The organism is Streptomyces anulatus, assembly GCF_000721175.1.
Lineage (GTDB): Bacteria > Actinomycetota > Actinomycetes > Streptomycetales > Streptomycetaceae > Streptomyces > Streptomyces anulatus_C.
Genome location: NZ_JOEZ01000012.1, coordinates 59,190 through 83,466, shown reverse-complemented (window position 1 = coordinate 83,466; position 24,277 = coordinate 59,190). Strand labels below are relative to the sequence as shown.

The window sequence follows — 24,277 nt, the reverse complement described above, 5'->3', positions numbered from 1 at the left end:
TGCCACGACCAGTATCGCCTCGGCCCCGGCGGGAGCCGAAAGAAGCCGATGGCCGTTTCCCGGGGCGGCCTCCAGGCCGAGCCGATGAGCCATGGGTAGACCTCGTACGGCTGCCTCTCCTGCCGGGCCTCGCACAAGCAGCCCCAAGCAAGCGCGCACGGCGTGTGCGGTGCCGACGCGGCCGGGGCGGCGCTGCGCGACCTCCGCCGCTCGCGCCCGGCGCGGCGGTGACCGCGCGCCGTAAGTGGTCGGTTCCGCCGACCACGTTCTCACCTGGGAGAAGCGCGGGTCGCTCCCGGTGTTCGGCCGTGGCTGCTCCCGGCCCGGGTGGGTGCCGTGCTGAATCCGGTCAGACAGGCGGCCGCTGAGACGGCGGCGAGGGCGATGAAGAGCTGCGGGTGGCCGCCGAGAGGCGCGGCGATCGCGGCGCCGGCGAAGGGGGCGACGGCGGAGGCCGTGGTGGTGGGTGCGGCGAGGAGTCCGGAGAGGCGGCCGTAGTGGGTGGTGCCCCAGCGGTCGGTGACGGCGGTGGCCTGGAGGAGGGTGAGGTTGCCGCGGACCGTGCCCGCTGCGACGGAGAGGGCGAGCAGCAGTGCGTAGGGGCCCGGGGTGACGGCGAGGGCCGCGGTGGTGAGGGCGCCGAGGCCGACGAGCGTAACGGTGCGGGCGGTGGGGCTCGTGCGGCGGGCGAGGGTGGCGTAGAGGGTGCGGCCGAGGGTTTGTCCGGCGCCGCCCAGACCGAGTGCCCAGGCTGCTTCGGTGCTGGTGTAGCCGCGTTCGGTCATGAGGGGCACGAGGGCGATGACGGCGGCGGAGACGGCGAACGCGGACAGTGTCAGGGTGGCGGCGAGCAGCCGGAACGGCCGGGTACGCGCGACCTTCTCCGCGCCGCCGTCGATGTGGGGCGCGGTGGGGGCGGAAGGTTCGGGCCAGGGCGCCTTGAGTGCCAGGGCGTGGGCGGGGATCGTCACCACGGCGAGGATCAGGGCGAGGACGGCGTACGTGGCGCGCCAGGACAGGTGATCGGCGAGTGCGGCGGTGAGGGGAGCGAACACGGTGGAGGCGAGGCCGCCCGCGAGCGTGACGACGGTGAGTGCGCGGACGTGGTCGGGCGCCCACCAACGGGTCAGGGCGGCGAAGGCCGGTTGGTAGAAGGTGCCTGCCATCGCCAGGCCGGCGAGCAGCCAGCCGGCGATGAAGACCGGCAGGTTGGGCGCCGAGGCGATGATGAGGATGCTCAGGACACCGAGGACCGATCCGGTGGTCATGACGGTGCGCGGGCCGTGGCGGTCGATGATCCGGCCGACGCGGATCCCGGCGACGGCGGAGACGAGCAGGGCGGCGGAGAACGCCGCGGTGGTCGCCCCGGTGGGCCAGCCGGTGGCGGTGGTGATCTGCGGGTTCAGGGCGGGGAACGCGTAGTAGACGATGCCCCAGCCGGTGATCTGCGTGACGCACAGCGCCGGCAGCGCGGCGCGGGGCCGTGACCGGACCCCCGTTCCGGTCACGGCCCCGCGCTCAGGGGTGTCGAGGTCGGTCACGAGCCGCAGCAACCGCCCGTCGGTGCTTCGTCCACGGCTGCGGCGGCGGCCGGTGCGCCGGCGCCGAGCTGCACCAGGGCGGGTTCCGGCGTCGAGCAGCAGCCTCCGGCGTCGGACTGCGCGGCGGCCGGGGCGTCGAAGAGTCCGGCTCCTCCGCAGACTCCGGTTTCGGGGAGGGTGAGCTCGACGCGGTCGGCGGCTTCGAGGTCGCCGGCGAGGGCGGCGGCGACGGAGCGGACCTGCTCGTAGCCGGTCATGGCGAGGAAGGTCGGGGCGCGGCCGTAGGACTTCATGCCCACGAGGTAGATCCCGGTCTCCGGGTGGGAGAGCTCGCGGTGGCCGTGCGGGTAGACCGTGCCGCAGGAGTGCTGGTTCGGGTCGATCAGCGGGGCCAGTTCGGTGGGGGCCTGGAGGCGCTCGTCCAGCCCGAGGCGGAGTTCGTCGAGGAAGCCGAGGTCGGGGCGGAGGCCGGTCAGCACGATGACTTCGTCGACCGGATCCAGGCGGTGTCCGTCCTCGCCGACCAGGACCAGGCGGCCGTCGGCGTCCCGTTCGATCGCCTGGGTGCGGAAGCCGGTGACGGCGTCCGCGTGTCCCTCGTCGACGGCGGCCTTCGCGGCGAGGCCAAGGGCTCCGCGGGCGGGGAGCTGGTCGGCGCTGCCGCCGCCGAAGGTGGAGCCGGAGATGCCCCGGCGCAGGACCCACACGCCCTTGGTGGCCGCGCCGTCGGGGGACCTGGCGAGGTCGGCCAGGTGGGCGAGGGCGGTGAAGGCGGAGGCTCCGGAGCCGATGACGGCGGTGCGACGCCCCGCGTAACGGGCGCGTACGGAGGGGTCCTCGAGGTCGGGGACGCGGTAGGTGATCCGGTCGGCGGCCGCCTTCTCGCCGAGGGCGGGCAGGCCGGAGGCGCCGGCCGGGCCCGGGGTGGCCCAGGTGCCGGAGGCGTCGATGACGGCGCGGGCGAGGACCCGCTCCTCGTGGCCGTCGGTGTGGGCGATGTGCACGACGAACGGCTGCTGGTCGCGGTCGGCGTCCACGATCCGGTCGCGGCCGGCGCGCGAGACGCCGGTGACCCGGGCGCCGAGCCGGACCCGCTCGCCGAGCACGTCGGCGAGCGGCTGCAGATACCGCTCGGCCCAGTCCCCGCCGGACGGGTAGGCCGCCGGGTCGGGTCGGGTCCAGCCGGTGGGGGCCAGCAGCTTCTTGGCGGCCGGGTCGACGAGCTCGCCCCAGGTGGAGAAGAGGCGCACGTGCGCCCACTCCCGGACGGCGCTCGCGGCGGTGGGGCCGGCTTCCAGGACGAGCGGGACGAGGCCGCGCTCGGTGAGGTGGGCGGCGGCGGCGAGCCCGGCCGGGCCCGCGCCGATCACGACGATCGGCAGATCCGCGGTGGTGGTGGTCATGGCGGTGATGTCCTCCGGGAAGGGGTGGCAGGTCCGGCCGTTGTTTCGATTGCTGTCTATGTCTGGAGCTTGCCACTGGTATCGATGAGTGTCAACATAGATGAATGTCGAATTCTGAGCTTGCCGGGCTGCCGGTCCTGGGCCCGGAGGTGGTCGTGCCATGCTGCCCGCCCATCACCGCGGGGGAGCTGTCCGTGCCGGACGCGGAGCGGATGGCCGTGATGTTCAAGGCGCTCTCCGACCCGGTGCGGCTGCGGCTCTTCTCCAAGGTCGCCTCGCACCCGGGAGGAGAGGCGTGCGTGTGCGACGTCCAGGACGTCGGCGTCTCCCAGTCGACCGTCTCCCACCACCTGAAGAAGCTCCGCGAAGCCGGGCTTCTGACCTCGGAGCGGCGCGGGACCTGGGTCCACTACCAGGTCGCACCCTCCGTCGTGGCGGCCATGTCCGCCATGCTCGACCTCCGCCCGGCCGCCGGTGGCCGCTGACCTCGGCCGCGCCGCCGTGCGGCGTCAGCGGCCGGTGTCCGGCGGGCAGCAGGCCGCCAGGTACGCCTGGAGTGCCGAGAGCCGTGCGGCCATGGCTCCGCCGTCGGTCCGGTGGAACACCTGCCGGCCCTCCTTGCGGGCGACGACCGGCGCTCCGCGTCGCGGCAGGCTCAGGTGCTCCTCGTCGAAGACGCTGCGCGGAGTGGCCTGTGACGACGCCTGGCTCCTTCGCCGACTGGCGCCGGCCCGCCGCTGACACCTTCGGGTGGTGCCACTCCCTCACCGACAGGCACTTTGCATAAAAGTGCGTCGATGCGTATAGTCATGCCATCGATCAGGAGGGTTACCGATGGTGGTACGAGCAGCAGTGGCAGGGGCGAGCGGATACGCCGGCGGGGAGCTGCTACGCCTTCTGCTGGCGCACCCGGAGGTCGAGATCGGCGCCCTCACCGGGCACTCCAACGCAGGGCAGACGCTCGGATCGCTCCAGCCGCATCTGCGGCCCCTGGCCGGCCGGGTGCTGGAGCCCACCACCGCCGAGGTGCTCGCCGGGCACGACGTCGTCTTCCTGGCGCTCCCGCACGGGCAGTCCGCCGCCGTCGCCGAGCAGCTCGGGGAGGAGGTCCTCGTCGTCGACATGGGGGCCGACTTCCGGCTGAAGGACGCGGGTGACTGGGAGACGTTCTACGGGTCCCCGCACGCCGGGACCTGGCCCTACGGGCTGCCCGAGCTGCCGGGCGGGCGGGCCGCGCTCGCCGGGTCGCGGCGGATCGCCGTTCCCGGGTGCTACCCGACCGCCGTGTCCCTCGCGCTCTTCCCGGCGTACGCGGCCTCCCTCGCCGAGCCCGAGGCCGTGATCGTCGCCGCGTCGGGCACCTCGGGGGCGGGCAAGGCGGTCAAGCCGCATCTGCTCGGCTCCGAGGTCATGGGCAACATGACCCCGTACGGCGTCGGTGGCGGGCACCGCCACACGCCCGAGATGATCCAGAACCTCAGCGCCGCCGCGGGCGAGCCGGTCACCGTCTCCTTCACTCCCACCCTCGCGCCCATGCCGCGCGGCATCCTCGCCACGTGCAGCGCGAAGGCGAAGCCCGGCGTCAGTGCGGAGAGCCTGCGCGCGGTGTACGAGAAGGCGTTCGCGGACGAGCCGTTCGTGGACCTCCTGCCCGAGGGGCAGTGGCCGGCCACCGCCGCGGTGTACGGCTCCAACGCCGTACAGGTCCAGGTCGCCCACGACGCGGCCGCCGGACGGATCGTGGTCGTCTGCGCCATCGACAATCTCGCCAAGGGCACCGCGGGCGGCGCCCTGCAGAGCATGAACATCGCCCTCGGACTTCCCGAGGGCACAGGTCTTTCGACGATCGGAGTGGCACCGTGAGCGTCACGGCAGCACAGGGATTCACCGCGGCGGGCATCGCCGCGGGAATCAAGGACAGCGGGAACCCGGACCTGGCCCTCGTGGTCAACAACGGGCCGCGCCGCGCCGCCGCGGGCGTCTTCACCTCCAACCGCGTCAAGGCCGCCCCGGTGCTCTGGTCGGAGCAGGTCCTCAAGGGTGGCGAGGTCACCGCCGTCGTCCTCAACTCCGGTGGTGCCAACGCCTGTACGGGACCCAAGGGCTTCCAGGACACCCACGCCACCGCGGAGAAGGCGGCCGAGGTGCTGGAGGGCCACAGCGCGGGCGAGATCGCCGTCGCCTCCACCGGGCTCATCGGCATCCTGCTCCCCATGGACAAGCTGCTCCCCGGCATCGAGCAGGCCGCCGCCGCGCTCAGCGAGCACGGCGGGGAGAAGGCCGCCATCGCCATCAAGACCACCGACACCGTGCACAAGACGGCCGTCGCGGGCGGCGAGGGCTGGACCGTCGGCGGCATGGCCAAGGGCGCGGGCATGCTCGCCCCCGGCCTCGCCACCATGCTCGTCGTCCTGACCACCGACGCCGATGTCGAAGCCCCCGCGCTGGACGCCGCCCTGCGCGAGGCCACCCGGACCACCTTCGACCGGGTCGACTCCGACGGCTGCATGTCCACCAACGACACCGTGCTGCTGCTCGCCTCCGGTGCCAGTGGCATCACCCCGGAGCAGGGCGACTTCGCCGAGGCCGTACAGGCCGTCTGCGCGGACCTCGCCCGGCAGCTCATCGGCGACGCCGAGGGCGCGTCCAAGGACATCCGGATCGAGGTGATCAACGCGGCCACCGAGGACGACGCCGTCGAGGTCGGCCGGTCCATCGCACGGAACAACCTCCTCAAGTGCGCGATCCACGGCGAAGACCCCAACTGGGGCCGTGTCCTCTCCGCGATCGGCACCACGAAGGCCGCCTTCGAACCGGACCAGCTCAACGTCGCCATCAACGACGTCTGGGTCTGCCGGAACGGGGGAGTGGGGGAGGACCGCGACCTCGTCGACATGCGCTACCGGGAGGTCAAGGTCACCGCAGACCTCGCCGCGGGCACCGAGTCGGCCGTCATCTGGGCCAACGACCTCACCGCGGACTACGTCCACGAGAACAGCGCGTACAGCTCATGAGCGCCGCGCGGAAGCACACCGCACTCCCGAAGGCGCAGATCCTCATCGAGGCGCTGCCCTGGCTGACCCGGCACAACGGCAGGACCGTCGTCATCAAGTTCGGCGGCAACGCCATGATCGACGAGGAACTGAAGGCCGCCTTCGCCCAGGACGTCGTCTTCCTGCGCCACGCCGGCCTCAAGCCCGTCGTCGTGCACGGCGGCGGCCCCCAGATCAGCGCCCAGCTCGACAAGCAGGGCCTGGTCAGCGAGTTCAAGGCCGGGCTGCGGGTCACCACCCCCGAGGCGATGGACGTCGTCCGGATGGTGCTCGCCGGACAGGTCCAGCGCGAGCTCGTCGGCCTCCTCAACCAGCACGGCCCGCTCGCCGTCGGCATGACCGGCGAGGACGCCCACACCATCACCGCCACCCAGCACCGGCCCACCATCGACGGCGAGCTCGTCGACATCGGCCGGGTCGGCGAGATCACCGCCATCGACACCGGGGCCATCCAGGCGCTGCTGGACGACGGCCGCATCCCGGTCGTCTCCTCCATCGCCCGCTCCGCCGACGACCACCACGTCTACAACGTCAACGCCGACACCGCGGCCGCCGCGCTCGCCGCCGCCCTGAACGCCGAGACGCTGATGGTCCTCACCGACGTCGAAGGGCTGTACGAGGACTGGCCCAACAGCGACGACGTCATCAGCCGGCTCACCGCGAGCCAGCTGGAGAAGCTGCTGCCCGAGCTGTCCAGCGGCATGGTCCCCAAGATGCAGGGCTGCCTGCACGCCGTGCGCAACGGCGTCGAGACCGCCCGCGTCATCGACGGCCGGGTCCAGCACTCGATCCTGCTGGAGATCTTCACCGACGAGGGCATCGGCACGATGGTCGTGCCGGACGCCCCCATCGACGTACACACAGGGCCTGAACAGGGGGAATCATGACCGGTGCAGAGGCTGCGGGACTCACATCGCGGTGGCAGGGCGCGCTGATGGACAACTACGGCACGCCCCGCCTGGCGCTCGTCCGCGGCGAAGGCGCCCACGTCTGGGACGAGGACGGCACCCGCTACCTCGACTTCGTCGGCGGCATCGCGGTCAACGCCCTCGGCCACGCCCATCCCGCCGTCGTCGAGGCCGTCTCCACGCAGATCGCCTCCCTCGGCCACGTGTCGAACCTGTTCATCGCCGAGCCGCCCGTCGCGCTCGCCGAGCGACTGCTCCACCTGTTCGGCCGTCAGGGCCGGGTCTTCTTCGCCAACTCCGGCGCGGAGGCCAACGAGGCCGCCTTCAAGATCGGCCGGCTCACCGGGCGCACCCACATGGTCGCGACCGACGGCGGCTTCCACGGCCGGACGATGGGCGCGCTCGCCCTCACCGGCCAGCCGGGCAAGCAGGAGCCGTTCCGGCCGCTGCCGGGTGACGTCACACACGTGCCGTACGGGGACGTGGACGCGCTGCGGGCAGCGGTGACCACCGACACCGCCCTGGTCGTCATCGAGCCGGTCCAGGGCGAGAACGGTGTCGTCGTCCCGCCCAAGGGCTATCTGGAGGCGGCCAGGGAGATCACCCGTGCGACCGGGACCCTGCTCGTCCTGGACGAGGTCCAGACCGGTATCGGCCGCTGCGGCCAGTGGTTCGAGCACCAGGCCCACCAAGGCGTGGAGCCCGACATCGTCACCCTCGCCAAGGGTCTCGGCGGCGGACTGCCGATCGGCGCGACGGTCGCCTTCGGCCCGGCGGCCGACCTGCTGAAGCCGGGTCACCACGGCACGACGTTCGGCGGCAACCCGGTCGCCTGCGCCGCCGGGCTCGCCGTCCTGGACACCCTCGCGGCCGACGGCGCGCTCGACGAGGTCAAGCGGCTCGGCGAGAAGATCCGCGACGGCGTGGAGGCGCTGGGACATCCGCTGGTCTCCCACGTCCGCGGCAGTGGCCTGCTGCTGGGTATCGTGCTCACCGGACCCCTCGCACCGCAGGTGCAGCAGGCGGCCCAGGGAGCCGGCCTCCTGGTGAACGCGCCCGCCCCCGATGTCGTACGGCTCATGCCGCCGCTGATCATCGGTGACGCGGAGGTGGACGCGTTCCTGGAGATCCTGCCGAGCGCTCTCGACGCGGCACACGGGGACGGACGATCCGGAGCATGACCCTCCGGAGAATGAGGCGACGACGATGACCGAGGCGCAGGAAACCGAGCACGGCGGGCCGTCCGTGCCGCAGACCCGCACCGCCCGCCACCGCCGGATCGTGGACATCCTGAACCGGCAGCCGGTCCGTTCGCAGAGCCAGCTGGCCAAGCTCCTCGCCGACGACGGGCTGAGCGTCACCCAGGCGACGCTCTCCCGCGACCTCGACGAGCTGGGGGCGGTGAAGATCCGCAACACCGGCGGCGAGCTGATCTACGCGGTGCCGAGCGAGGGCGGTTTCCGCACCCCGCAGGCGCCGCTGGGCGGCTCGGCCAAGGAGGAGCGGATGCGCCGGCTCTCGGCCGAACTGCTCATCTCGGCGGAGGCCTCGGCCAACCTCGTGGTGCTGCGTACGCCGCCGGGCGCGGCCCAGTTCCTCGCCTCGGCCATCGACCAGGCCGAACTGCACGACGTCCTCGGCACCATCGCGGGCGACGACACGCTGATGCTCATCAGCCGCGACCCGAACGGTGGTCAGGCGCTCGCCGACCACCTGCTGAGGCTGGCTCAGAACGACCGCTGAGCACCCCCGTTCAGTAGCGCGTGATCGCGGCCGGGCCCGAGGAGGTCCCGACCGCGATGTGGGGTGCGCGCTCCGGGTCCGCCCACGCCAGGATCTCCGCCATGGCGTCCGCCGGGACCGAGACGCATCCGGCCGTGGCCCCGCGCCCGTTCACATGCAGGAAGATCCCGGCGCCCCGGTTGCGTACGGGACGGTCGTAGTTGAAACCGATCACCAGCGCGTGGGCGTACTGCGTGCCGTAGGAGGCCAGGTGCTCGGCCTTTGACGCCCGGCAGTCCGCGGGGCGCGGTTCCACCCAACGGTTGTACGCGCGCGAGTCGTTGTCCTGGCACCACCAGGAGTCCTCGGTCACCTCGCGGTACGGATACGTCGTGCCCGCCGGGGCGTCCTCGATGCCGAAGGCGTACGGCAGGTCGTACAGGCCGGTCGGCGTGGTGTTCGTGCCCTGCTCGCGGGTCGCGCCCTCGGCCAGGCCGTTCGCCCCGAACCGCGCGGGTGCGGACCCGGCCTCCGCCCAGCGGCCTCCGCGCCGCTCCCACCAGGTCACCGTGCCCGTCGTGGAGCTGGTGTCCGGGGCCTCGGCGGTGATCAGCTGGGAGCCGCCGCCGGTGTCCGCCAGCCGGGCCGGCAGGGGAGGTGCATCGGCGGGTGCGGCCCCGAGGGAGCTGGCCAGGGCGAGGAGTACGGCGGCGGTCACCAGTGATCTGCGCATGCTCCGGACCGTACGGCGGCCGGCGGACCCGCCCCACCGGACCTGCTCCGTACGGCCCAGCGGCTCACTCCCGAAGCGCGGCCGGCAGCCGGCTCGCGGTGGACGGGGAGCGGGTCGACGCCGCCCTGCCGCGGCACATGGCGCGCGCAGGCCCGTACGAGGGCGGAGCGGTCGGCATTCTCCGTCCGTACGGCCAGGAACACCTCCCTGACCTGCCGCTTTGACAAACAATACAGAGGATTGCATAGTTATACCCATCAGTGATTGCACCGTAAGGAGAAACCCGTGACCGAGCGCGTCGTACTCGCCTACTCGGGCGGCCTGGACACCTCCGTCGCCATCGGCTGGATCGCCGAGGAGACGGGCGCCGAGGTCATCGCCGTTGCCGTGGACGTCGGCCAGGGCGGCGAGGACCTGGACGTCATCCGCAAGCGCGCGCTCGCCTGCGGTGCCGTCGAAGCCGAGGTCGCGGACGCCAAGGACGAGTTCGCCGAGGAGTACTGCCTCCCGGCGATCAAGGCCAACGCCCTCTACATGGACCGCTACCCGCTGGTCTCGGCCCTCTCCCGGCCGACCATCGTCAAGCACCTCGTCGCCGCCGCCCACAAGCACAACGCCGGGATCGTCGCCCACGGCTGCACCGGCAAGGGCAACGACCAGGTCCGCTTCGAGGCCGGCATCTCCGCGCTCGGCCCCGACCTGAAGTGCATCGCCCCGGTCCGCGACTACGCGATGACCCGGGACAAGGCGATCGCCTTCTGCGAGGAGAAGAACCTCCCGATCGCGACCACCAAGAAGTCCCCGTACTCCATCGACCAGAACGTCTTCGGACGCGCCGTCGAGACGGGCTTCCTGGAGGACATCTGGAACGCGCCGATCGAGGACATCTACGAGTACACCGAGAACCCCGCCACCCCGCGCGAGGCCGACGAGGTCGTCATCTCCTTCAAGGAGGGCGTGCCCGTCGCCATCGACGGCCGTCCCGTCACCGTCCTCCAGGCGATCCAGCAGCTCAACGAGCGGGCCGGCGCGCAGGGCATCGGCCGGATCGACATGGTCGAGGACCGGCTCGTGGGCATCAAGTCCCGTGAGGTGTACGAGGCGCCCGGCGCGATCGCGCTGATCACCGCCCACCAGGAGCTGGAGAACGTCACCGTCGAGCGTGAGCTGGCCCGCTACAAGCGGCAGGTCGAGCAGCGCTGGGGCGAGATGGTCTACGACGGCCTGTGGTTCTCCCCGCTGAAGCGGGCCCTGGACGGCTTCATCAACGAGGCCAACCAGCACGTCACCGGCGACATCCGGATGACCCTGCACGGGGGCCGCGCCGTCGTCACCGGCCGGAAGTCCGACGAGTCGCTGTACGACTTCAACCTCGCCACCTACGACTCGGGCGACACCTTCGACCAGTCCAAGGCGCAGGGCTTCATCGAGATCTTCGGTCTCTCCTCGAAGATCGCTGCCAAGCGCGACCTCGCCTGACCTCCCCTCGTTGTACAGCCGCCTCCCCGTCGTCACGCGGCAGGGAGGCGGCCGCATATCCGCACCTTCTGTCCTGGCCTTCTGCCTCGGCCTCGGCCTTTGCTTTTGAGGAGCACGCAGTGAGCAGCAACAACGGTGACGTCCGGCTCTGGGGCGCGCGTTTCGCCGACGGGCCGGCCGAGGCGCTGGCCAAGCTGTCGGCCTCCGTCCACTTCGACTGGCGGCTCGCGCCGTACGACATCGCCGGCTCCCGCGCCCACGCACGCGTCCTCAACAAGGCGGGCCTGCTCACCGAGGACGAACTGACCCGGATGCAGGAAGGCCTCGACCAGCTCGAAGCCGACGTCGCCGACGGCTCCTTCACCGGCACGATCGCCGACGAGGACGTCCACACCGCCCTGGAGCGCGGGCTCCTGGAGCGCCTCGGCGCTGACCTCGGAGGCAAGCTGCGGGCCGGCCGGTCGCGGAACGACCAGATCGCCACGCTCTTCCGGATGTACCTGCGCGACCACGCCCGGACCATCGGCGGCCTGATCGCCGACCTCCAGAGCGCGCTGGTCGGCCTCGCCGAGGCCCACGCGGACGTCGCGATGCCGGGCCGGACCCACCTCCAGCACGCCCAGCCCGTCCTCTTCGCCCACCATGTGCTCGCCCATGTGCAGTCCCTCTCCCGGGACGCCGAGCGGCTGCGCCAGTGGGACGAGCGCACGGCCGTCTCCCCGTACGGCTCCGGGGCGCTCGCCGGGTCCTCGCTCGGGCTCGACCCGGAGGCGGTCGCCGCCGACCTGGGCTTCGAGCACGGATCGGTCGCCAACTCCATCGACGGCACCGCCTCGCGGGACTTCGTCGCCGAGTTCGCCTTCATCACCGCGATGATCGGCGTCAACCTCTCCCGGATCGCGGAGGAGGTCATCATCTGGAACACGAAGGAGTTCTCCTTCGTCACCCTGCACGACGCCTTCTCCACCGGTTCCTCGATCATGCCGCAGAAGAAGAACCCCGACATCGCGGAGCTGGCCCGGGGCAAGTCCGGCCGCCTCATCGGCAACCTGACCGGCCTGCTCGCCACGCTCAAGGCGCTCCCGCTGGCGTACAACCGGGACCTCCAGGAGGACAAGGAGCCCGTCTTCGACTCCTGCGACCAGCTGGAGGTCCTGCTCCCCGCCTTCACCGGCATGATGGCCACCCTCACCGTCAACCGCGAGCGCATGGAGGAGCTGGCCCCGGCCGGCTTCTCGCTCGCGACCGACATCGCGGAATGGCTGGTCAAGCAGGGCGTCCCCTTCCGGGTGGCGCACGAGGTGGCCGGCGCCTGCGTCAAGGAGTGCGAGCAGCACGGCATCGAGCTCGACCAGCTCACCGACGAGCAGTTCGCCAGGATCTCCGAGCACCTCACCCCCGAGGTCCGCACGGTGCTCAATGTGCGGGGCGCCCTCGCCTCCCGCGACGGCCGGGGCGGAACGGCCCCCTCCGCCGTCGCGGTCCAGCTCGCCGAGGTGAAGGAAGACCTGGCCGCCCAGCACGCCTGGGCCACCGCCCGACCGTAGGCGTGCCGGGCGGGGTGCGCGCGGAAGCGGCGGCGCACCGGATGGACGAAGGGTGTCGCGGGCCGCGCTCACCGGGGTAGGAGTAACCGAAACCCGACCCCGAGGAGCCTGCGATGCCCTTCGCCGCCCTGGCCGCCGCGACGACCCCGACCGCCCACATCGGACTGGGCCTGGCCGCCGTGGGGAGGCCCGGCTACATCAATCTCCACCGAGACCGGGACCTGCCCGCCGACCGGGACGTCGACGCCCTGCGCGCCCGCACCCACGAGCTGCTGGACGCCGCCTACGCCCAGGGCGTCCGGTACGTCGACACCGCCCGCTCCTACGGCCGCGCCGAGGAGTTCCTCGCCGAGTGGCTGGACGCCCGGCCCTCGTTCACCGACCTCGTCGTCGGCTCCAAGTGGGGCTACACCTACACCGCCGACTGGGGCGTCGAGGCCGAGGAGCACGAGGTCAAGGACCACGGCCTCGCCACCTTCGAGCGCCAGTACGCCGAGACCCGGGACCTCCTCGGCGACCGGCTCAGCCTCTACCAGATCCATTCGCTCACCCCCGACAGCCCGGCCCTCTCCGACAAGGAGCTCCACGAACGCCTGGCCGCACTCGCCGCCCAGGGGGTCGCCATCGGCTTCTCCACCAGCGGCCCCGCCCAGGCCGACGCCGTCCGGGCCGCACTCGCCGTCACGGTCGACGGCAACCCCCTCTTCCGTACGGTCCAGGCCACCTACAACGCCCTGGAGACCTCGGCCGCGCCCGCGCTCGCCGAGGCCCACGACGCCGGGCTCACCGTGATCGTCAAGGAGGGCATGGCCAACGGGCGCCTCGCCGGGGACGAGGCCCCCGCCGTGTTCCAGGAGATCGCCACCGGCGCGGGCGTGGGCGGCGACGCGGTCGCCCTCGCTCTGGTCCTGCACCAGCCCTGGGCGGACGTCGTGCTCTCCGGCGCCGCCACGGTGGGCCAGCTCTCCGGCAATCTGCACGCCGCCGTCGTCGACCTGGACGACGAGCAGCGGGCCCGCCTCGACGCCCTGGTCGAGGAGCCGGATGCCTACTGGCGGCACCGCGCCGGCCTGCCCTGGCACTGAGCCCGACCCGCCGGCCTGCCCTGGCCCGAAGCCCGCCGGCCCTCAGGAGCTCGTCAGGACGACGAGTTCCCGGGTCGCCCGGGTCATCGCGACATAGCGGTCCACCGCCCCCTCGACGCCCGCGCCGAACCGCTCCGGGTCGACGAGGACGACCAGGTCGAACTCCAGGCCCTTCGACAGCTCCGGCGTCAGCGACCGCACGCGGGGCGTCGCCCGGAACGCCGGATCGCCGATGACACAGGCGATCCCGTCGTCGTGCGCGGCGAGCCAGCCGTCGAGGACCCGGTCCAGGTCCTCGACGGACCCGTGGGTGACGGGAATGCCGCTGCTGCGGACGGAGACCGGCACGTTGGCGTCGGGGAGCACGGCCCGGACGACCGGCTCCGCCTCCGCCATGACCTCCTCCGGCGTCCGGTAGTTGACGGTCAGGGAGGCCAGGGTGATCCGGTCGAGCCCGACCCGCTCCAGCCGCTGGCGCCACGGCTCGGGGAACCCGTGCCTGGCCTGCGCACGGTCCCCGACGACGGTGAAGCTCCGGGACGGACACCGTTGGATCAGCATCTGCCACTGGGCGTCGGTCAGTTCCTGGGCCTCGTCCACGACGATGTGCGCGAAGGGCCCGGCCAGCAGGTCGGGTTCGGCTCCGCTCGGCCGGTCGGCGGTCGCCAGCGACTCCCGCAGATCGTCACCGCGCAGCATCACCAGCGCGCCCTCGCCGTCCGCGTCGGCGTCGGCCAGGGTCTCGTCGGCGAGCAGGCTGTCGACGACCTGGTCCATCCGCTCGCGTTCGGCGGCGGCCGCCGCCTCGTGACGACGCTTGCGCCGGGACGCCTCCGGGTCGCCGAGCCGCTGTCGTGCCGCGTCCAGGACCGGCAGGTCGGACACCGTCCAGGCCTGCGCGTCCGCGCGCTGCAACCGCCGGACCTCCTCGGGGGTCAGCCAGGGGGCGCACCTGCGCAGGTAGGCGGGTACGGACCAGAGGTCGCCGACCAGGTCGGCCGCCTCGACCAGCGGCCAGGCGCGGTCGAAGAGGGCGAACAGTTCCCGGTTCCGCCGCAGCGACGCGCGCAGTTGTTCCTCCGGGACGTCGCCGTCGTGCTTGTCCACGAGGATCGTGAGCAGCTCCTCCCAGACCTGGTCGCGCGCCTCGTTGTGCGGAGTGCCCGGGTCCGCGGCCCCGAACGCCGAGGCCCAGTCGGCGGCGCTGAGCCAGATGTCGGACCAGTGCGTCTCCACCCGTACGCCCTTGGCGGGTGGCTCCTCGTAGAACCGGACGGCCGGCTCGACCGCCTTCACCAGCTCCGCCGACGCCTTCAGACGCGCCACCTCCGGATCGGTCTCGGCCACGGCCGCCGCGCCCTCGGCGACCAGGTCCCGCAGGGTGCACGTCTGGACGCCCTCCTCCCCGAGGCTGGGCAGGACATCGGAGACGTACCCCAGGTAGGGCTCGTGCGGCCCGACGAACAGCACACCGCCTCTGCGGTGGCCCAGGCGCGGGTCGGCGTACAGGAGATAGGCGGAGCGGTGCAGCGCGACGACCGTCTTGCCGGTGCCCGGCCCGCCGTCGACGACGAGCGTGCCCCGGGAGCCCGCCCGGATGACGGCGTCCTGATCGGCCTGGATGGTGCCCAGCACATCGCGCATCCGGGCCGACCGGTTGCCGCCCAGACTGGCGATGAACGCGGACTGGTCGTCCAGCGCGGCATGACCGGCGAAACCTTCCGGGGTGAACACCTCGTCCCAGTAGTCGCTGATCCGGCCGCCGGTCCAGCGGTAGCGGCGACGGCTCGCCAGGCCCATCGGGTCGCCGTGGGTGGCCCCGAAGAACGGCTCGGCCGCGGGGGAGCGCCAGTCGAGCAGCAGCCGGCGGCCCGTGCTGTCGGTCAGCCCGAGCCGGCCGACGTACAGCGGCCCGGAGCCGTCCGCGGCGACCATGTGCCCGAGGCACAGGTCGAGGCCGAACCGGCGCAGGGCACGCAGCCGGGCGGTCAGCCGGTGGATCTCCACGTCCCGGTCCATCGCCTGCCGGCTCGCCCCGCCGGGCGCCCTGCGTTCGGCCGCGAGCCGGTCGGTCAGCTCGGCGATCGACCGTTCCAGGCAGTGGGCGATGGCCGCGAAGTGCTGCTCGTCATCGGCGATCAGCGCCGGGTCGGCCTTGGGGGAGAGGTGGTCGGGGAGGTCGAAGGCGCTGGTGGTCAGGGGTTTCACGTCGTCGGTTCCGATCTGCGGTGCGTGGGTGGGTTCAGGGGCGCGGCGTTCCCCGGGCAGGCAGGACAGGGGCGGCGGAGAGGGAGCGGTCGGCCGGGGGGCGTGGTCAGGCGGCGGGTGCCCCGAACCACCGCGCCATCGCGCCGAGCAGCTCCGCCCGCTCCTCCCCGGCCCAGGCCACATGGCCGTCCGGCCGCAGCAGTACGGCGGGGGCGTCGAGGCCCTCGGCGACGTCGACGACATGGTCGACCCGGTCCGCCCAGCCCGCCACGGACAGCCGGCCGGTGGTGTCGAGGAGCAGCCCGCGGCCGTCGTGCGTGAGGTCGTACAGACGGCCCTGCTTCAGCGGCAGGTCCCGCATCCGCCGGCCGAGCAGGGCGTGGCCCTCGCCGAAGTCGTAGCGGACGTCGACCGCGGTGACCATCCCGGTCATGTACGCGTTGACCTCCTCGAAGTCCATCAGCCGCGAGAGCAGCTCCCGCAGTGCGACGGCGCCCGGATCGGTGCCCAGCAGGGTGATCTGCGCCCGGGTGTTGTCCAGGACGCGCGCGCCCACCGGGTGCCGCTCGGCGTGGTAGCTGTCCAGCAGCCCTTCCGGCGCCCAGCCGTTGACCGCCGCGGCCAGCTTCCAGCCGAGGTTGAACGCGTCCTGCACCCCGAGGTTGAGCCCCTGCCCGCCGGTCGGCGGGTGGATGTGCGCCGCATCGCCGACCAGGAAGACCCGGCCAACCCGGTAGCGCTCGGCCTGCCGGGTGGCGTCGCCGAACCGGGAGAGCCAGCGGGGCGAGTGGACGCCGAAGTCGGTGCCCGCGACGGCCCGCAGCCGCTGCCTGAACTCCTCCAGCGTCGGTGCCGTCGCCCCGTCCTCGGACACCCGTTCGGCGGGCACGATCACGCGGAAGGTGCCGTCGCCGTTCGGGATGGTGCCGAACCGCAGCTGCGTCCTGCGGACCTTCTCGACGGCGGCGGCCACCGTCGCCGGGTCCTCGGTCATCTCCAGGTCGCCGAGCAGCGTCTCGACCGTGGCGGGCTGCCCGGCGAAATCCACGCCGAGCCGCTTGCGCACCGTGCTGCGGCCGCCGTCGCACCCGACGACGTACCGCGAGCGCAGCCGCGTGCCGTCCGCCAGCTCGACGGTCACAGCTTCCGCGCCCTGGCTCAGCCCGGTCACCTCGCAGCCGCGCCGGATCTCGGCTCCCAGCTCGACGGCACGCTCGCGGAGCAGCCGCTCGGTCACCGGCTGCAGGGTGGAAAGGCCGTACGGATGCGCGGTGTCCAGGCGGTCCGGCCACGGCTTCTGAATGCCGCCGAAGAAGCCGCCCACCTGAAATTTCTCACTGACCGCGAGGAATCGGTCCAGCAGTCCGCGCTGGTCCATCACCTCGACGCTGCGCACATGCAGTCCGCGCCCCCGGGACTCCCGGGTCGGCTCCGCCAGCTTTTCCAGCACGACCGTCTGCACTCCGGCCAGCCGCAGCTCGGCGGCCAGCATCAGACCGGTCGGCCCTCCGCCGACGACGATTACGTCGATCATCACCATTTCCCCTTCGCCGACGCCGAATGAGCCGGAAACACGGGAAGTCAACTTCCTGGATCCGGGTTCGGCGGACGATTCTGCGGCATGTGGGGGGCCTTGCCGCAAGGCCCCCCATGCGCTATAAGTTAAGAGTGGCAAGGAGTGGTTCTACCTCCGGCCACTTTCTTTTTCCCTCCTTTCGCGCCTTTCGCAAAGCGCCTCCGCGGATCCGTCGGCGTGGGTCCGTCGGCACCTCCAGTGAGACGGCTGTGTCTCATATGGGTTATGGTCGTCTCATGACTCTCGACCGTGAGCAGGTGCTGCGCAGCGCCGCCGCCCTGCTGACCCGCAAATCGACCGCCACCATGGACGAGGTCGCCAAGGCGGCGGGCATCGGCCGGGCCACCCTCCACCGCCACTTCGCCGGGCGCGACGCCCTGGTGAAGGCGCTGGAGGATCTCGGCATCCAGGAGTTCGAGGCGGCCCTGGACGCCGCCCGGCTCGACGAGGACACCTCCGAGGAGGGGCTGCGCCGCCTCATCGCGGCCGTCGAGCCCAGCGCCGGACTGCTGTCCTTCCTCGTCAACGAGAACCAGCTCTTCGAGGGTGACGAGGTCAACGAGGGCTGGAACCGGGCCGACGCCCGGGTCTCCGCCTTCTTCCGCCGCGGCCAGGAACGCGGCGAATTCCGTATCGACCTCACCCCCGCATGGCTGACGGAGGCCCTTTACGGGCTCGTCGGCACCGGCGCGTGGGCCGTCCAGGCGGGACGGGTCGCCGCACAGGATTTCCAGCACATGATCGTCGAGTTGCTGCTCGGCGGAGCACGCCGGAGCGTGGAGCGATGACCAGCACCGACCGGAACCCGGCCACCACGGACGAGGTACGCCGCCCGGGGCGGTGGATCGCGCTCGCCGTCCTCGTCCTCGCCGTGCTGCTGGTGGCCGTGGACGCTACCGTCCTCGGTCTCGCCACCCCGTTCCTCAGCGAGGACCTCGAACCCACCGGCACCCAGCTGCTCTGGATCGGCGACGTCTACTCCTTCGTCATCGCCGGCCTGCTCGTCTCGATGGGCAGCCTCGGCGACCGCATCGGCCGCAAGAAGCTGCTGCTGGTCGGTGCCGTCGCGTTCGGCGCGGTCTCCGTGCTCAACGCGTACGCGACCACGCCCGAGATGATGATCGTGGCCCGGGCGCTGCTCGGTGTCGCGGGGGCCACCCTGATGCCGTCCACCCTCGCCCTGATCCGCAACCTCTTCCACGACCCGCGCGAGCGCAGCCTCGCCATCGGGATCTGGGGCGCCATGGCCTCGGCGGGCGCGGCCGTCGGCCCGGTCGTCGGCGGGTTCCTGCTCGAACACTTCTGGTGGGGTTCGGTCTTCCTCATCAACCTGCCCGTGATGGCCGTCCTCGTCGTTGTCGGCATCAAGCTGATCCCCGAGTCCAGGAACCCGGCCCCCGGCCCGTGGGACATGCTCAGCGTCGCGCTCTCCCTGGTCGGCATGATCGGTGTCGTGTACGCCATCAAGGAGACGGCCTCGCACGGGATCAGCTGGGAGGCCGGAGCGGCGGCCGTCCTCGGCATCGGCGCGCTCACCTGGTTCGTCCGCAGGCAACTGCGGCTGCCCGCACCCCTGCTGGACATGCGGCTCTTCCACCACCGGGGCTTCTCCGGCGCGGTCCTCGCCGACCTGCTGACCATCCTCGGCCTGTCGGGCCTGGTCTTCTTCCTCTCCCAGTTCCTGCAACTGGTGCAGGGACGGGGCCCGCTGGAGGCCGGACTCGCCGAACTGCCCGCCGCGATCGGCGCGGTGACCGCCGGTCTGCTGGCCGGATTCGCCGCCCGCCGCTTCTCGGTCCGCTCCGTCGTCTCCGGCGGTCTCGCCGCGGTCGGCCTTGCCCTGGGCAGTGTGACCCTGCTCGACCAGCACACCGGCTATCCGCTGCTCGGCTCCACGCTGCTGGTCGTCGGCGTCGGCGCGGGCTTCGCCTTCACGGTCACCGCGGACGTGATCCTCTCCAGCGTCCCGAAGGAGCAGGCGGGCTCCGCGTCCGCCGTCTCCGAGACCGCGTACGAACTGGGCGCCGCCCTCGGAATCGCCCTGCTCGGCTCCATCGTCACCGGCGTCTACCGGGGGTTCCCGACCCCGTCCGGCATCCCCGCCGACGTGGAGTCGGCCGCGCACGAGTCGCTGGGCGGGGCGGTCGAGGCCGCCGGAGCGCTGCCCGCCGCCCAGGCGGGGCCGCTGGTGGCGGCGGCCCAGGAGGCGTTCGTCGACGGACTGCGGTCGGCGGCGGGCGTCGGCGCGGCGGTGCTGCTGGCGGCGTCCGTCGCCGCCTGGTTCCTGCTGCGGGGCCAGAAGCTGGAGGACGGCGTCGAGCACCCGTAGTCCGCACGCAGCCACGAGAAGGGCCCGCCCATGGAGGACGTTGTTGGTGATCGACCAACAGCGTCATGGAGGTGCGGGCCCTTCTCGTACCGTCGTACGGGCGGGGTCAGGCAGCCTTCGCCTTCGTCGCGTACATGTCCACGTACTCCTGGCCGGACAGCCGCATCACCTCCGCCATCACCGAGTCCGTCACCGCCCGCAGTACATAGCGGTCGCGGTCCATGCCCTCGTACCGGGAGAACTCCATCGGCTCACCGAAGCGCACCGTGACCTTGCCCGGCCGGGGCAGACCCGCACCGCCCGGCTGCAGCTTGTCGGTGCCGATCATCGCGAAGGGGATCACCGGCGCGCCCGTCATCAGCGTCAGCCGCGCGATGCCCGTACGGCCCCGGTAGAGCCGGCCGTCGGGGGAGCGGGTGCCCTCGGGATAGATCGCGAAGGCCTGCCCCTGCTCCAGCACCCGGCGTCCCGTCATCAGCGCCGCGACCCCGCCCCGGCCGCCGTCCCGGTCCACCGGGATCATGCCGCAGCCCGTGAAGAACCAGGCCATCAGCCTGCCCTTGAGGCCCTTGCCCGTGACGTACTCGTCCTTGCCGATGTAGAACACCGGCCGGTCGCAGCAGATCGGCATGATCATCGAGTCGATGAAGGTGAGGTGGTTGCCCGCCAGGATCACCGGCCCGGACCCGGGAATGTTCTCGGCGCCTTCCACCTGTGGGCGGAACATCAGGCGCAGAATCGGTCCGAGCACTGCCTTGATGACCGTGAGACGGGACAACGGTTCCTCCGGTGTCGTGGCCGGGCCTGCCGCGGTGGGTGAGATCCACCGGGCGGTGGCCGGTGCCGACGGATGATGGTCGGTGCAGGTGAGGACGATACTCGCGGGTATGCGCTGATCGCACATCGGGTTCACGAAGCGGATACGCGGTGTTGACGTGTGTTTCCGCCATGTTGGCCGAGGGTCCGCCCTCTCGTACGTCTCCCAGCCTACGATCGGGCCTCGCTCGACCGGTCCCGGACATCACCAAGCGAGGAGCATTCATGACGGAGCGTGCGCGGACGACCCCCGGCCGGCGGACCCTTCTGGGCGCCGCGGTCCTCGGCACCGCGGCCCTGGGCCTGCCCGCCGCCGCCCAGGCCGCCGAGCGGGGCCGCGGTCACGGCGGCGGCCACGGATCGCTGCGCGATCTGCCCGTGCCGACGGTGATCGGCCACCGCGGGGCCAGCGGCTACCGCCCCGAGCACACCCTCGGCTCCTACCAGCTCGCCCTCGACCTGGGCGCGCACATCGTCGAGCAGGACCTCGTGCCGACCAAGGACGGACACCTCGTCTGCCGCCACGAGAACGACATCACCGCCACCACCGACGTCGCCGACCACCCCGAGTTCGCCGACCGGAAGGTCACCAAGAGCATCGACGGCCTCTCGCTGACCGGCTGGTTCACCGAGGACTTCACCCTCGCCGAGCTCAAGACCCTGCGGGCCAAGGAGCGCATCCCCGGCAACCGCCCGGACAACACCCTCTACGACGGCCGCTGGACGATCCCCACCTTCGAGGAGGTCCTGCGCTGGGCGGAGAAGGAGGGCCGCAAGCGCGGCAAGCCCGTCTGGCTGTACGTGGAGACCAAGCACCCCACCTACTTCCGGGGACTCGGCCTCGGCCTGGAGGAGCCGCTCGCCCGGCTGCTGCGACGCCACGGCCGGGACCGCAGGAACTCCCCGCTCATCCTCCAGTCCTTCGAGCCGAGCTCCGTCCAGCGCCTCGCACGCCTCGTCGACACCGCGCGCATCGTCCTGCTGTCCGGCCCGAAGGCGCGCCCCTGGGACTTCGTCGAGTCGGGCGACCCGCGCACGGTCGCCGACCTGGTGAAGCCCGCCGGGCTGAAGTGGATGGCCTCCTTCGCCCAGGGCATCGGCCCCACGCTCGACCTCGTCATCCCCAAGGACGCCTCGGGAGCGCTCACCACCCCGACCACGCTGGTACGGGACGCGCACGCCAAGGGCCTGCTGCTGCACCCGTACACGATGCGCAACGAGAACAGCTTCCTGCCCGCCGACTTCCGGCGCGGCACCGACCCCAACGCCTACGGAGACGTGTTCGGCGCCTACGCCGCCTACCTCGCCACCGGCATCGACGGCATCTTCACCGACCACCCGGACACCGCCCTGCTCGCGGCGGAGGACCACGCCGGGCGCTGACACCGTACGGAGGCCGGCGCGGCGCACCTCCCCTGCGCGGGGTGCGCCGTGCCGGACGCCACAGCCCCGCGTACGGGAGCGGCGCCCCGGCCCGCCGTCAGCCGCCCGCCCCGGCATGCCCCCGGTCGGGTGGTGCCGCGGCTTCGGGGCAACCGGCGGCTGCCACCGGCACGTCCGCCGGGGCATGACGCTTCTCGATCATGACCTCGACCCGGCCGCCTCCACCGCCCTCGTCGTCGGCGCCTTGCAACCCCTGGTCCGCGCGGAGGCGAGGGCGGAGGCCCCGGCCGCCGGGCTCGACCCCGCCGACCTCGAACAGAGCGTCTGGGTACGGCTGCTGGAACGCCCCGCGACGGCCGGACCGCCCTCCGACGCGGCCCGCTGGGTGCGCGACACCGTACGGGCGGAGGCCCGCCGCGGTCGCCGCACGGCCCGGCGGGAACGTCCGTACGCCGGAACGGAACCCGCCGCCGGACCGGCCGACTGTCCGGAACGCGCCGCCCTCGGGGCCGCCGAACGCCGGGCGCTGCGCTCCGCGATGGCACGACTGCCGGGACGCTGCCCCCGGCTGCTGGAGGCGCTGCTCGCCCCCGGCGACCCGACCTACCGGGAAATCGCAGGGGAGTTGGGTATGTCACAGGGGAGCTTGGGCCCGATCCGTTCCCGTTGCCTTGGATGTCTGCGCAGAATGCTGGCTGCGGAGGTTGTCGCCCCATCCGTGCGGGGATAGGGAGCGGTAGGCAACCGGCGGACAGGTGAGCGGGAGGCGTGCACACATGGGCATGAGCGTGACCATCTCGGCGGCGACGGCACAGGACGTCGAGCAGATATTCAGACTCCAGTACCTCTGCTTCCAGCGCGAGGCGGAGCTGTACGACAACTACCGGATCGACCCGCTCGTCCAGAGCTTCGATTCGCTGCGCGCCGAAGTCGCCGACGACCTGGTGTTCGTGGCCCGGCTCGGGGACGAAGTCGTCGGCTCGGTCCGAGGATTCACCGACCCCGACGGCGCGGGCCGTATCGGCAAGCTCTGTGTCCACCCCCGCCTCCAGGGCCACGGCCTCGGCGCCCGGCTGCTGCTGGCCGCCGAGTCGGCGCTCTCCGCCGAGCGGGCGGCGACCCGCTTCCGGCTGCACAGCGGACACCGCAGCGAGGGCAATCTGCGGCTCTACCGACGGGCCGGGTACGCCCAGGTCGGTGCGGTCACCGGAGCGGACGGCGTCCGGATGGTCCTGCTGGAGAAGGACGCCGCCGACCGGGACTTCGTGGCCAGCGCCTGACCGTGCGCCGCGCGCGGCGGGACGGAACGAGAGGCCCTCAGACCGCCACCGTCTTCGCGCGGCGCAGCCAGATCATCCCGGTGACCGGCAGGATCACCGGGATGAAGAGGTAGCCCATCCCGAAGTCCGACCACACCGTCGAGTCCGGGAAGGCGGCCGGCTCGGCCAGCGTCCACGCGCCGACGACCAGCACGCCCAGCAGCTCCGCGGCACAGCACACCAGCGCCGCCCGACGGGCCTTCTCCCCGCCGTGCACCAGGGAGTACGTGATGAAGCCGTACACCAGCGCCGCGACCGCCGAGAGCGCGTACGCCAGCGGCGCCCGGTCGAAACCCCTGGCCATCTCGACGATCGTGCGCGAGGCCGCCGCGACCGTGAACACCCCGTAGAACCAGACCAGGACCCGGCCGGGACCGGTGCCCAGTTCGAAGGACGGCTTCGGGGCCGCGGCCACCTCGGGGCGGTCGGTGTCGCTCACGTCAGTTTCCCCAGATGTCATGGAGCCGGACTTCCAGAACCGCCAGCACGACCGCGCCCGCCGCCACCGTGACGGAGCCCCAGCGGGTCCGCTCGGTCAACGACAGGAATCCGGCCGCGGGCACGGCGGCGAACGAACCGATCAGATAGGCGATGAACACCGCCATCCCCTGCTCCGGCCGCTCCCCGCGCGCCAGCTGCACGACGCCCACCACCAACTGGGCCAGCGCCAGCACGGTGACGACCGCCATCCCGATGAAGTGCCAGTCCTTCGTCGGCTGGTCCCGGTAGGCGGCGTGTCCGCACCAGGCGGCGAGGGCGAGCGCGGCCACGGCGACCGCGACCGTCAGGGCGTCAAGCATGAGTCGAGGGTATTACGGACGGAACGCCCGCCCGCGTGCGGCCCCGGCCACCACGGAGGCGACCACGACCCCGGCGGCGAGCACCGTGGCCTCGGCCACAACCGGCGGACGAAGTTCCGCTCCCCGGCCACCTCGGCGCCACGGAACGTACCCCCGCCACACCCGTGTCGTCGCAGGTCGCAGACGTGCGCCGGAAGCCGGGCGGCGGAACCGGAAGGCCGGCATCCGACCATCCAGCGCTGTCCGCTATGCGGACAGCCGGGATCGCGGAGACCTCACGTCTGTTTTACTTGGCCCATGACCACGACGAGCAGCCGCACCCTTGCGACCGAGGCGATCAGCACGCCCGGTGCTCGTTGTATGTGTCGAATGCGC

22 protein-coding genes are annotated in these 24,277 nt (G+C 72.3%); 14 read left to right on the top strand and 8 right to left on the bottom strand.

Annotated elements, in window-relative coordinates:
* Window positions 1-269: 269 nt before the first annotated feature.
* Window positions 270-1,541, bottom strand: coding sequence for an MFS transporter (locus tag IG90_RS0114955; RefSeq protein WP_051860162.1), 1,272 nt, complete (start codon window positions 1,539-1,541; stop codon window positions 270-272).
* A complete protein-coding gene (locus tag IG90_RS0114950; RefSeq protein WP_030583425.1) occupies window positions 1,538-2,944 on the bottom strand; it encodes an NAD(P)-binding domain-containing protein in 1,407 nt (468 codons plus the stop codon). Before IG90_RS0114950 ends, IG90_RS0114955 begins: the two co-directional genes overlap by 4 nt.
* A 104-nt stretch (window positions 2,945-3,048) precedes the next feature.
* On the opposite strand from IG90_RS0114950, the gene IG90_RS0114945 reads away from it, so the two are divergent.
* The 6 genes from IG90_RS0114945 to IG90_RS0114915 all read left to right on the top strand — a co-directional run bounded on the left by IG90_RS0114945 (window position 3,049) and on the right by IG90_RS0114915 (window position 8,648).
* Window positions 3,049-3,429 (top strand): ArsR/SmtB family transcription factor, encoded by a 381-nt coding sequence (locus tag IG90_RS0114945; RefSeq protein ID WP_030583422.1) that lies wholly within the window; start codon window positions 3,049-3,051, stop codon window positions 3,427-3,429.
* A gap of 349 nt (window positions 3,430-3,778) precedes the next feature.
* The gene (argC, locus tag IG90_RS0114935; protein ID WP_030583416.1) at window positions 3,779-4,807 is read left to right on the top strand and encodes an N-acetyl-gamma-glutamyl-phosphate reductase; all 1,029 of its coding nucleotides are present in this window, start codon (window positions 3,779-3,781) and stop codon (window positions 4,805-4,807) included.
* Window positions 4,804-5,958, top strand: coding sequence for a bifunctional glutamate N-acetyltransferase/amino-acid acetyltransferase ArgJ (argJ, locus tag IG90_RS0114930; protein ID WP_030583413.1), 1,155 nt, complete (start codon window positions 4,804-4,806; stop codon window positions 5,956-5,958). The genes argC and argJ overlap by 4 nt, the downstream gene beginning before the upstream one ends.
* Window positions 5,955-6,884 carry an acetylglutamate kinase gene (gene argB, locus IG90_RS0114925; RefSeq protein ID WP_030583410.1) on the top strand — a complete coding sequence of 310 codons (930 nt, stop codon included), beginning with the start codon at window positions 5,955-5,957 and terminating at the stop codon, window positions 6,882-6,884. Before argJ ends, argB begins: the two co-directional genes overlap by 4 nt.
* Window positions 6,881-8,086, top strand: coding sequence for an acetylornithine transaminase (locus tag IG90_RS0114920; RefSeq protein WP_030583407.1), 1,206 nt, complete (start codon window positions 6,881-6,883; stop codon window positions 8,084-8,086). The genes argB and IG90_RS0114920 overlap by 4 nt, the downstream gene beginning before the upstream one ends.
* A gap of 25 nt (window positions 8,087-8,111) precedes the next feature.
* Entirely contained in the window at window positions 8,112-8,648 is a 537-nt protein-coding gene (locus IG90_RS0114915) for an arginine repressor (protein ID WP_030583404.1), read from the top strand.
* 10 nt (window positions 8,649-8,658) lie between these two features.
* On the opposite strand, the gene IG90_RS0114910 is transcribed toward IG90_RS0114915, so the two are convergent.
* Window positions 8,659-9,360, bottom strand: a complete 702-nt coding sequence (locus IG90_RS0114910) for a L,D-transpeptidase family protein (RefSeq protein ID WP_030583402.1) — start codon at window positions 9,358-9,360, stop codon at window positions 8,659-8,661.
* 285 nt (window positions 9,361-9,645) lie between these two features.
* On the opposite strand from IG90_RS0114910, the gene IG90_RS0114905 reads away from it, so the two are divergent.
* The 3 genes from IG90_RS0114905 (at window position 9,646) to IG90_RS0114895 (ending at window position 13,471) form a co-directional block, all read left to right on the top strand.
* Entirely contained in the window at window positions 9,646-10,839 is a 1,194-nt protein-coding gene (locus IG90_RS0114905; RefSeq protein WP_030583399.1) for an argininosuccinate synthase, read from the top strand.
* Between the two features lie 119 nt (window positions 10,840-10,958).
* Window positions 10,959-12,386: an argininosuccinate lyase gene (gene argH, locus IG90_RS0114900; RefSeq protein ID WP_030583396.1), complete on the top strand. Its 1,428-nt coding sequence runs from the start codon at window positions 10,959-10,961 to the stop codon at window positions 12,384-12,386.
* 113 nt (window positions 12,387-12,499) lie between these two features.
* Window positions 12,500-13,471: an aldo/keto reductase gene (locus IG90_RS0114895; RefSeq protein WP_030583393.1), complete on the top strand. Its 972-nt coding sequence runs from the start codon at window positions 12,500-12,502 to the stop codon at window positions 13,469-13,471.
* Window positions 13,472-13,513: 42 nt separating this feature from the next.
* Here the strand turns inward: IG90_RS0114895 and helR are convergent, their stop codons facing one another.
* Both helR and rox read right to left on the bottom strand, forming a co-directional pair.
* Window positions 13,514-15,679, bottom strand: a complete 2,166-nt coding sequence (gene helR / locus IG90_RS0114890) for an RNA polymerase recycling motor ATPase HelR (RefSeq protein ID WP_030583389.1) — start codon at window positions 15,677-15,679, stop codon at window positions 13,514-13,516.
* Between the two features lie 106 nt (window positions 15,680-15,785).
* On the bottom strand, window positions 15,786-17,213 hold the full coding sequence (gene rox / locus IG90_RS0114885) for a rifampin monooxygenase (RefSeq protein ID WP_030583382.1): 1,428 nt from the start codon (window positions 17,211-17,213) through the stop codon (window positions 15,786-15,788).
* Window positions 17,214-17,491: 278 nt separating this feature from the next.
* Between rox and IG90_RS0114880 the strand changes: the two genes are divergently transcribed.
* Window positions 17,492-18,043: a TetR/AcrR family transcriptional regulator gene (locus tag IG90_RS0114880; RefSeq protein WP_030583379.1), complete on the top strand. Its 552-nt coding sequence runs from the start codon at window positions 17,492-17,494 to the stop codon at window positions 18,041-18,043.
* Complete coding sequence (locus IG90_RS0114875) at window positions 18,040-19,584, top strand: MFS transporter (protein WP_030583376.1); 1,545 nt, start codon at window positions 18,040-18,042, stop codon at window positions 19,582-19,584. Before IG90_RS0114880 ends, IG90_RS0114875 begins: the two co-directional genes overlap by 4 nt.
* A gap of 106 nt (window positions 19,585-19,690) precedes the next feature.
* On the opposite strand, the gene IG90_RS0114870 is transcribed toward IG90_RS0114875, so the two are convergent.
* Entirely contained in the window at window positions 19,691-20,362 is a 672-nt protein-coding gene (locus IG90_RS0114870; RefSeq protein ID WP_030583373.1) for a lysophospholipid acyltransferase family protein, read from the bottom strand.
* 263 nt (window positions 20,363-20,625) lie between these two features.
* Here IG90_RS0114870 and IG90_RS0114865 point away from each other — a divergent pair, with 263 nt between their 5' ends.
* From IG90_RS0114865 to IG90_RS0114855, 3 genes are all read left to right on the top strand, one after another.
* Window positions 20,626-21,783 carry a glycerophosphodiester phosphodiesterase gene (locus tag IG90_RS0114865; protein WP_030583369.1) on the top strand — a complete coding sequence of 386 codons (1,158 nt, stop codon included), beginning with the start codon at window positions 20,626-20,628 and terminating at the stop codon, window positions 21,781-21,783.
* A gap of 184 nt (window positions 21,784-21,967) precedes the next feature.
* Window positions 21,968-22,513 (top strand): sigma-70 family RNA polymerase sigma factor, encoded by a 546-nt coding sequence (locus IG90_RS0114860; RefSeq protein WP_030583366.1) that lies wholly within the window; start codon window positions 21,968-21,970, stop codon window positions 22,511-22,513.
* A gap of 46 nt (window positions 22,514-22,559) precedes the next feature.
* Window positions 22,560-23,063 carry a GNAT family N-acetyltransferase gene (locus tag IG90_RS0114855; protein WP_030583361.1) on the top strand — a complete coding sequence of 168 codons (504 nt, stop codon included), beginning with the start codon at window positions 22,560-22,562 and terminating at the stop codon, window positions 23,061-23,063.
* Window positions 23,064-23,100: 37 nt separating this feature from the next.
* Here the strand turns inward: IG90_RS0114855 and IG90_RS0114850 are convergent, their stop codons facing one another.
* Window positions 23,101-23,541, bottom strand: coding sequence for a hypothetical protein (locus IG90_RS0114850; protein WP_030583359.1), 441 nt, complete (start codon window positions 23,539-23,541; stop codon window positions 23,101-23,103).
* A gap of 1 nt (window position 23,542) precedes the next feature.
* On the bottom strand, window positions 23,543-23,902 hold the full coding sequence (locus IG90_RS0114845) for a hypothetical protein (RefSeq protein ID WP_030583355.1): 360 nt from the start codon (window positions 23,900-23,902) through the stop codon (window positions 23,543-23,545).
* Window positions 23,903-24,277: the final 375 nt, after the last annotated feature.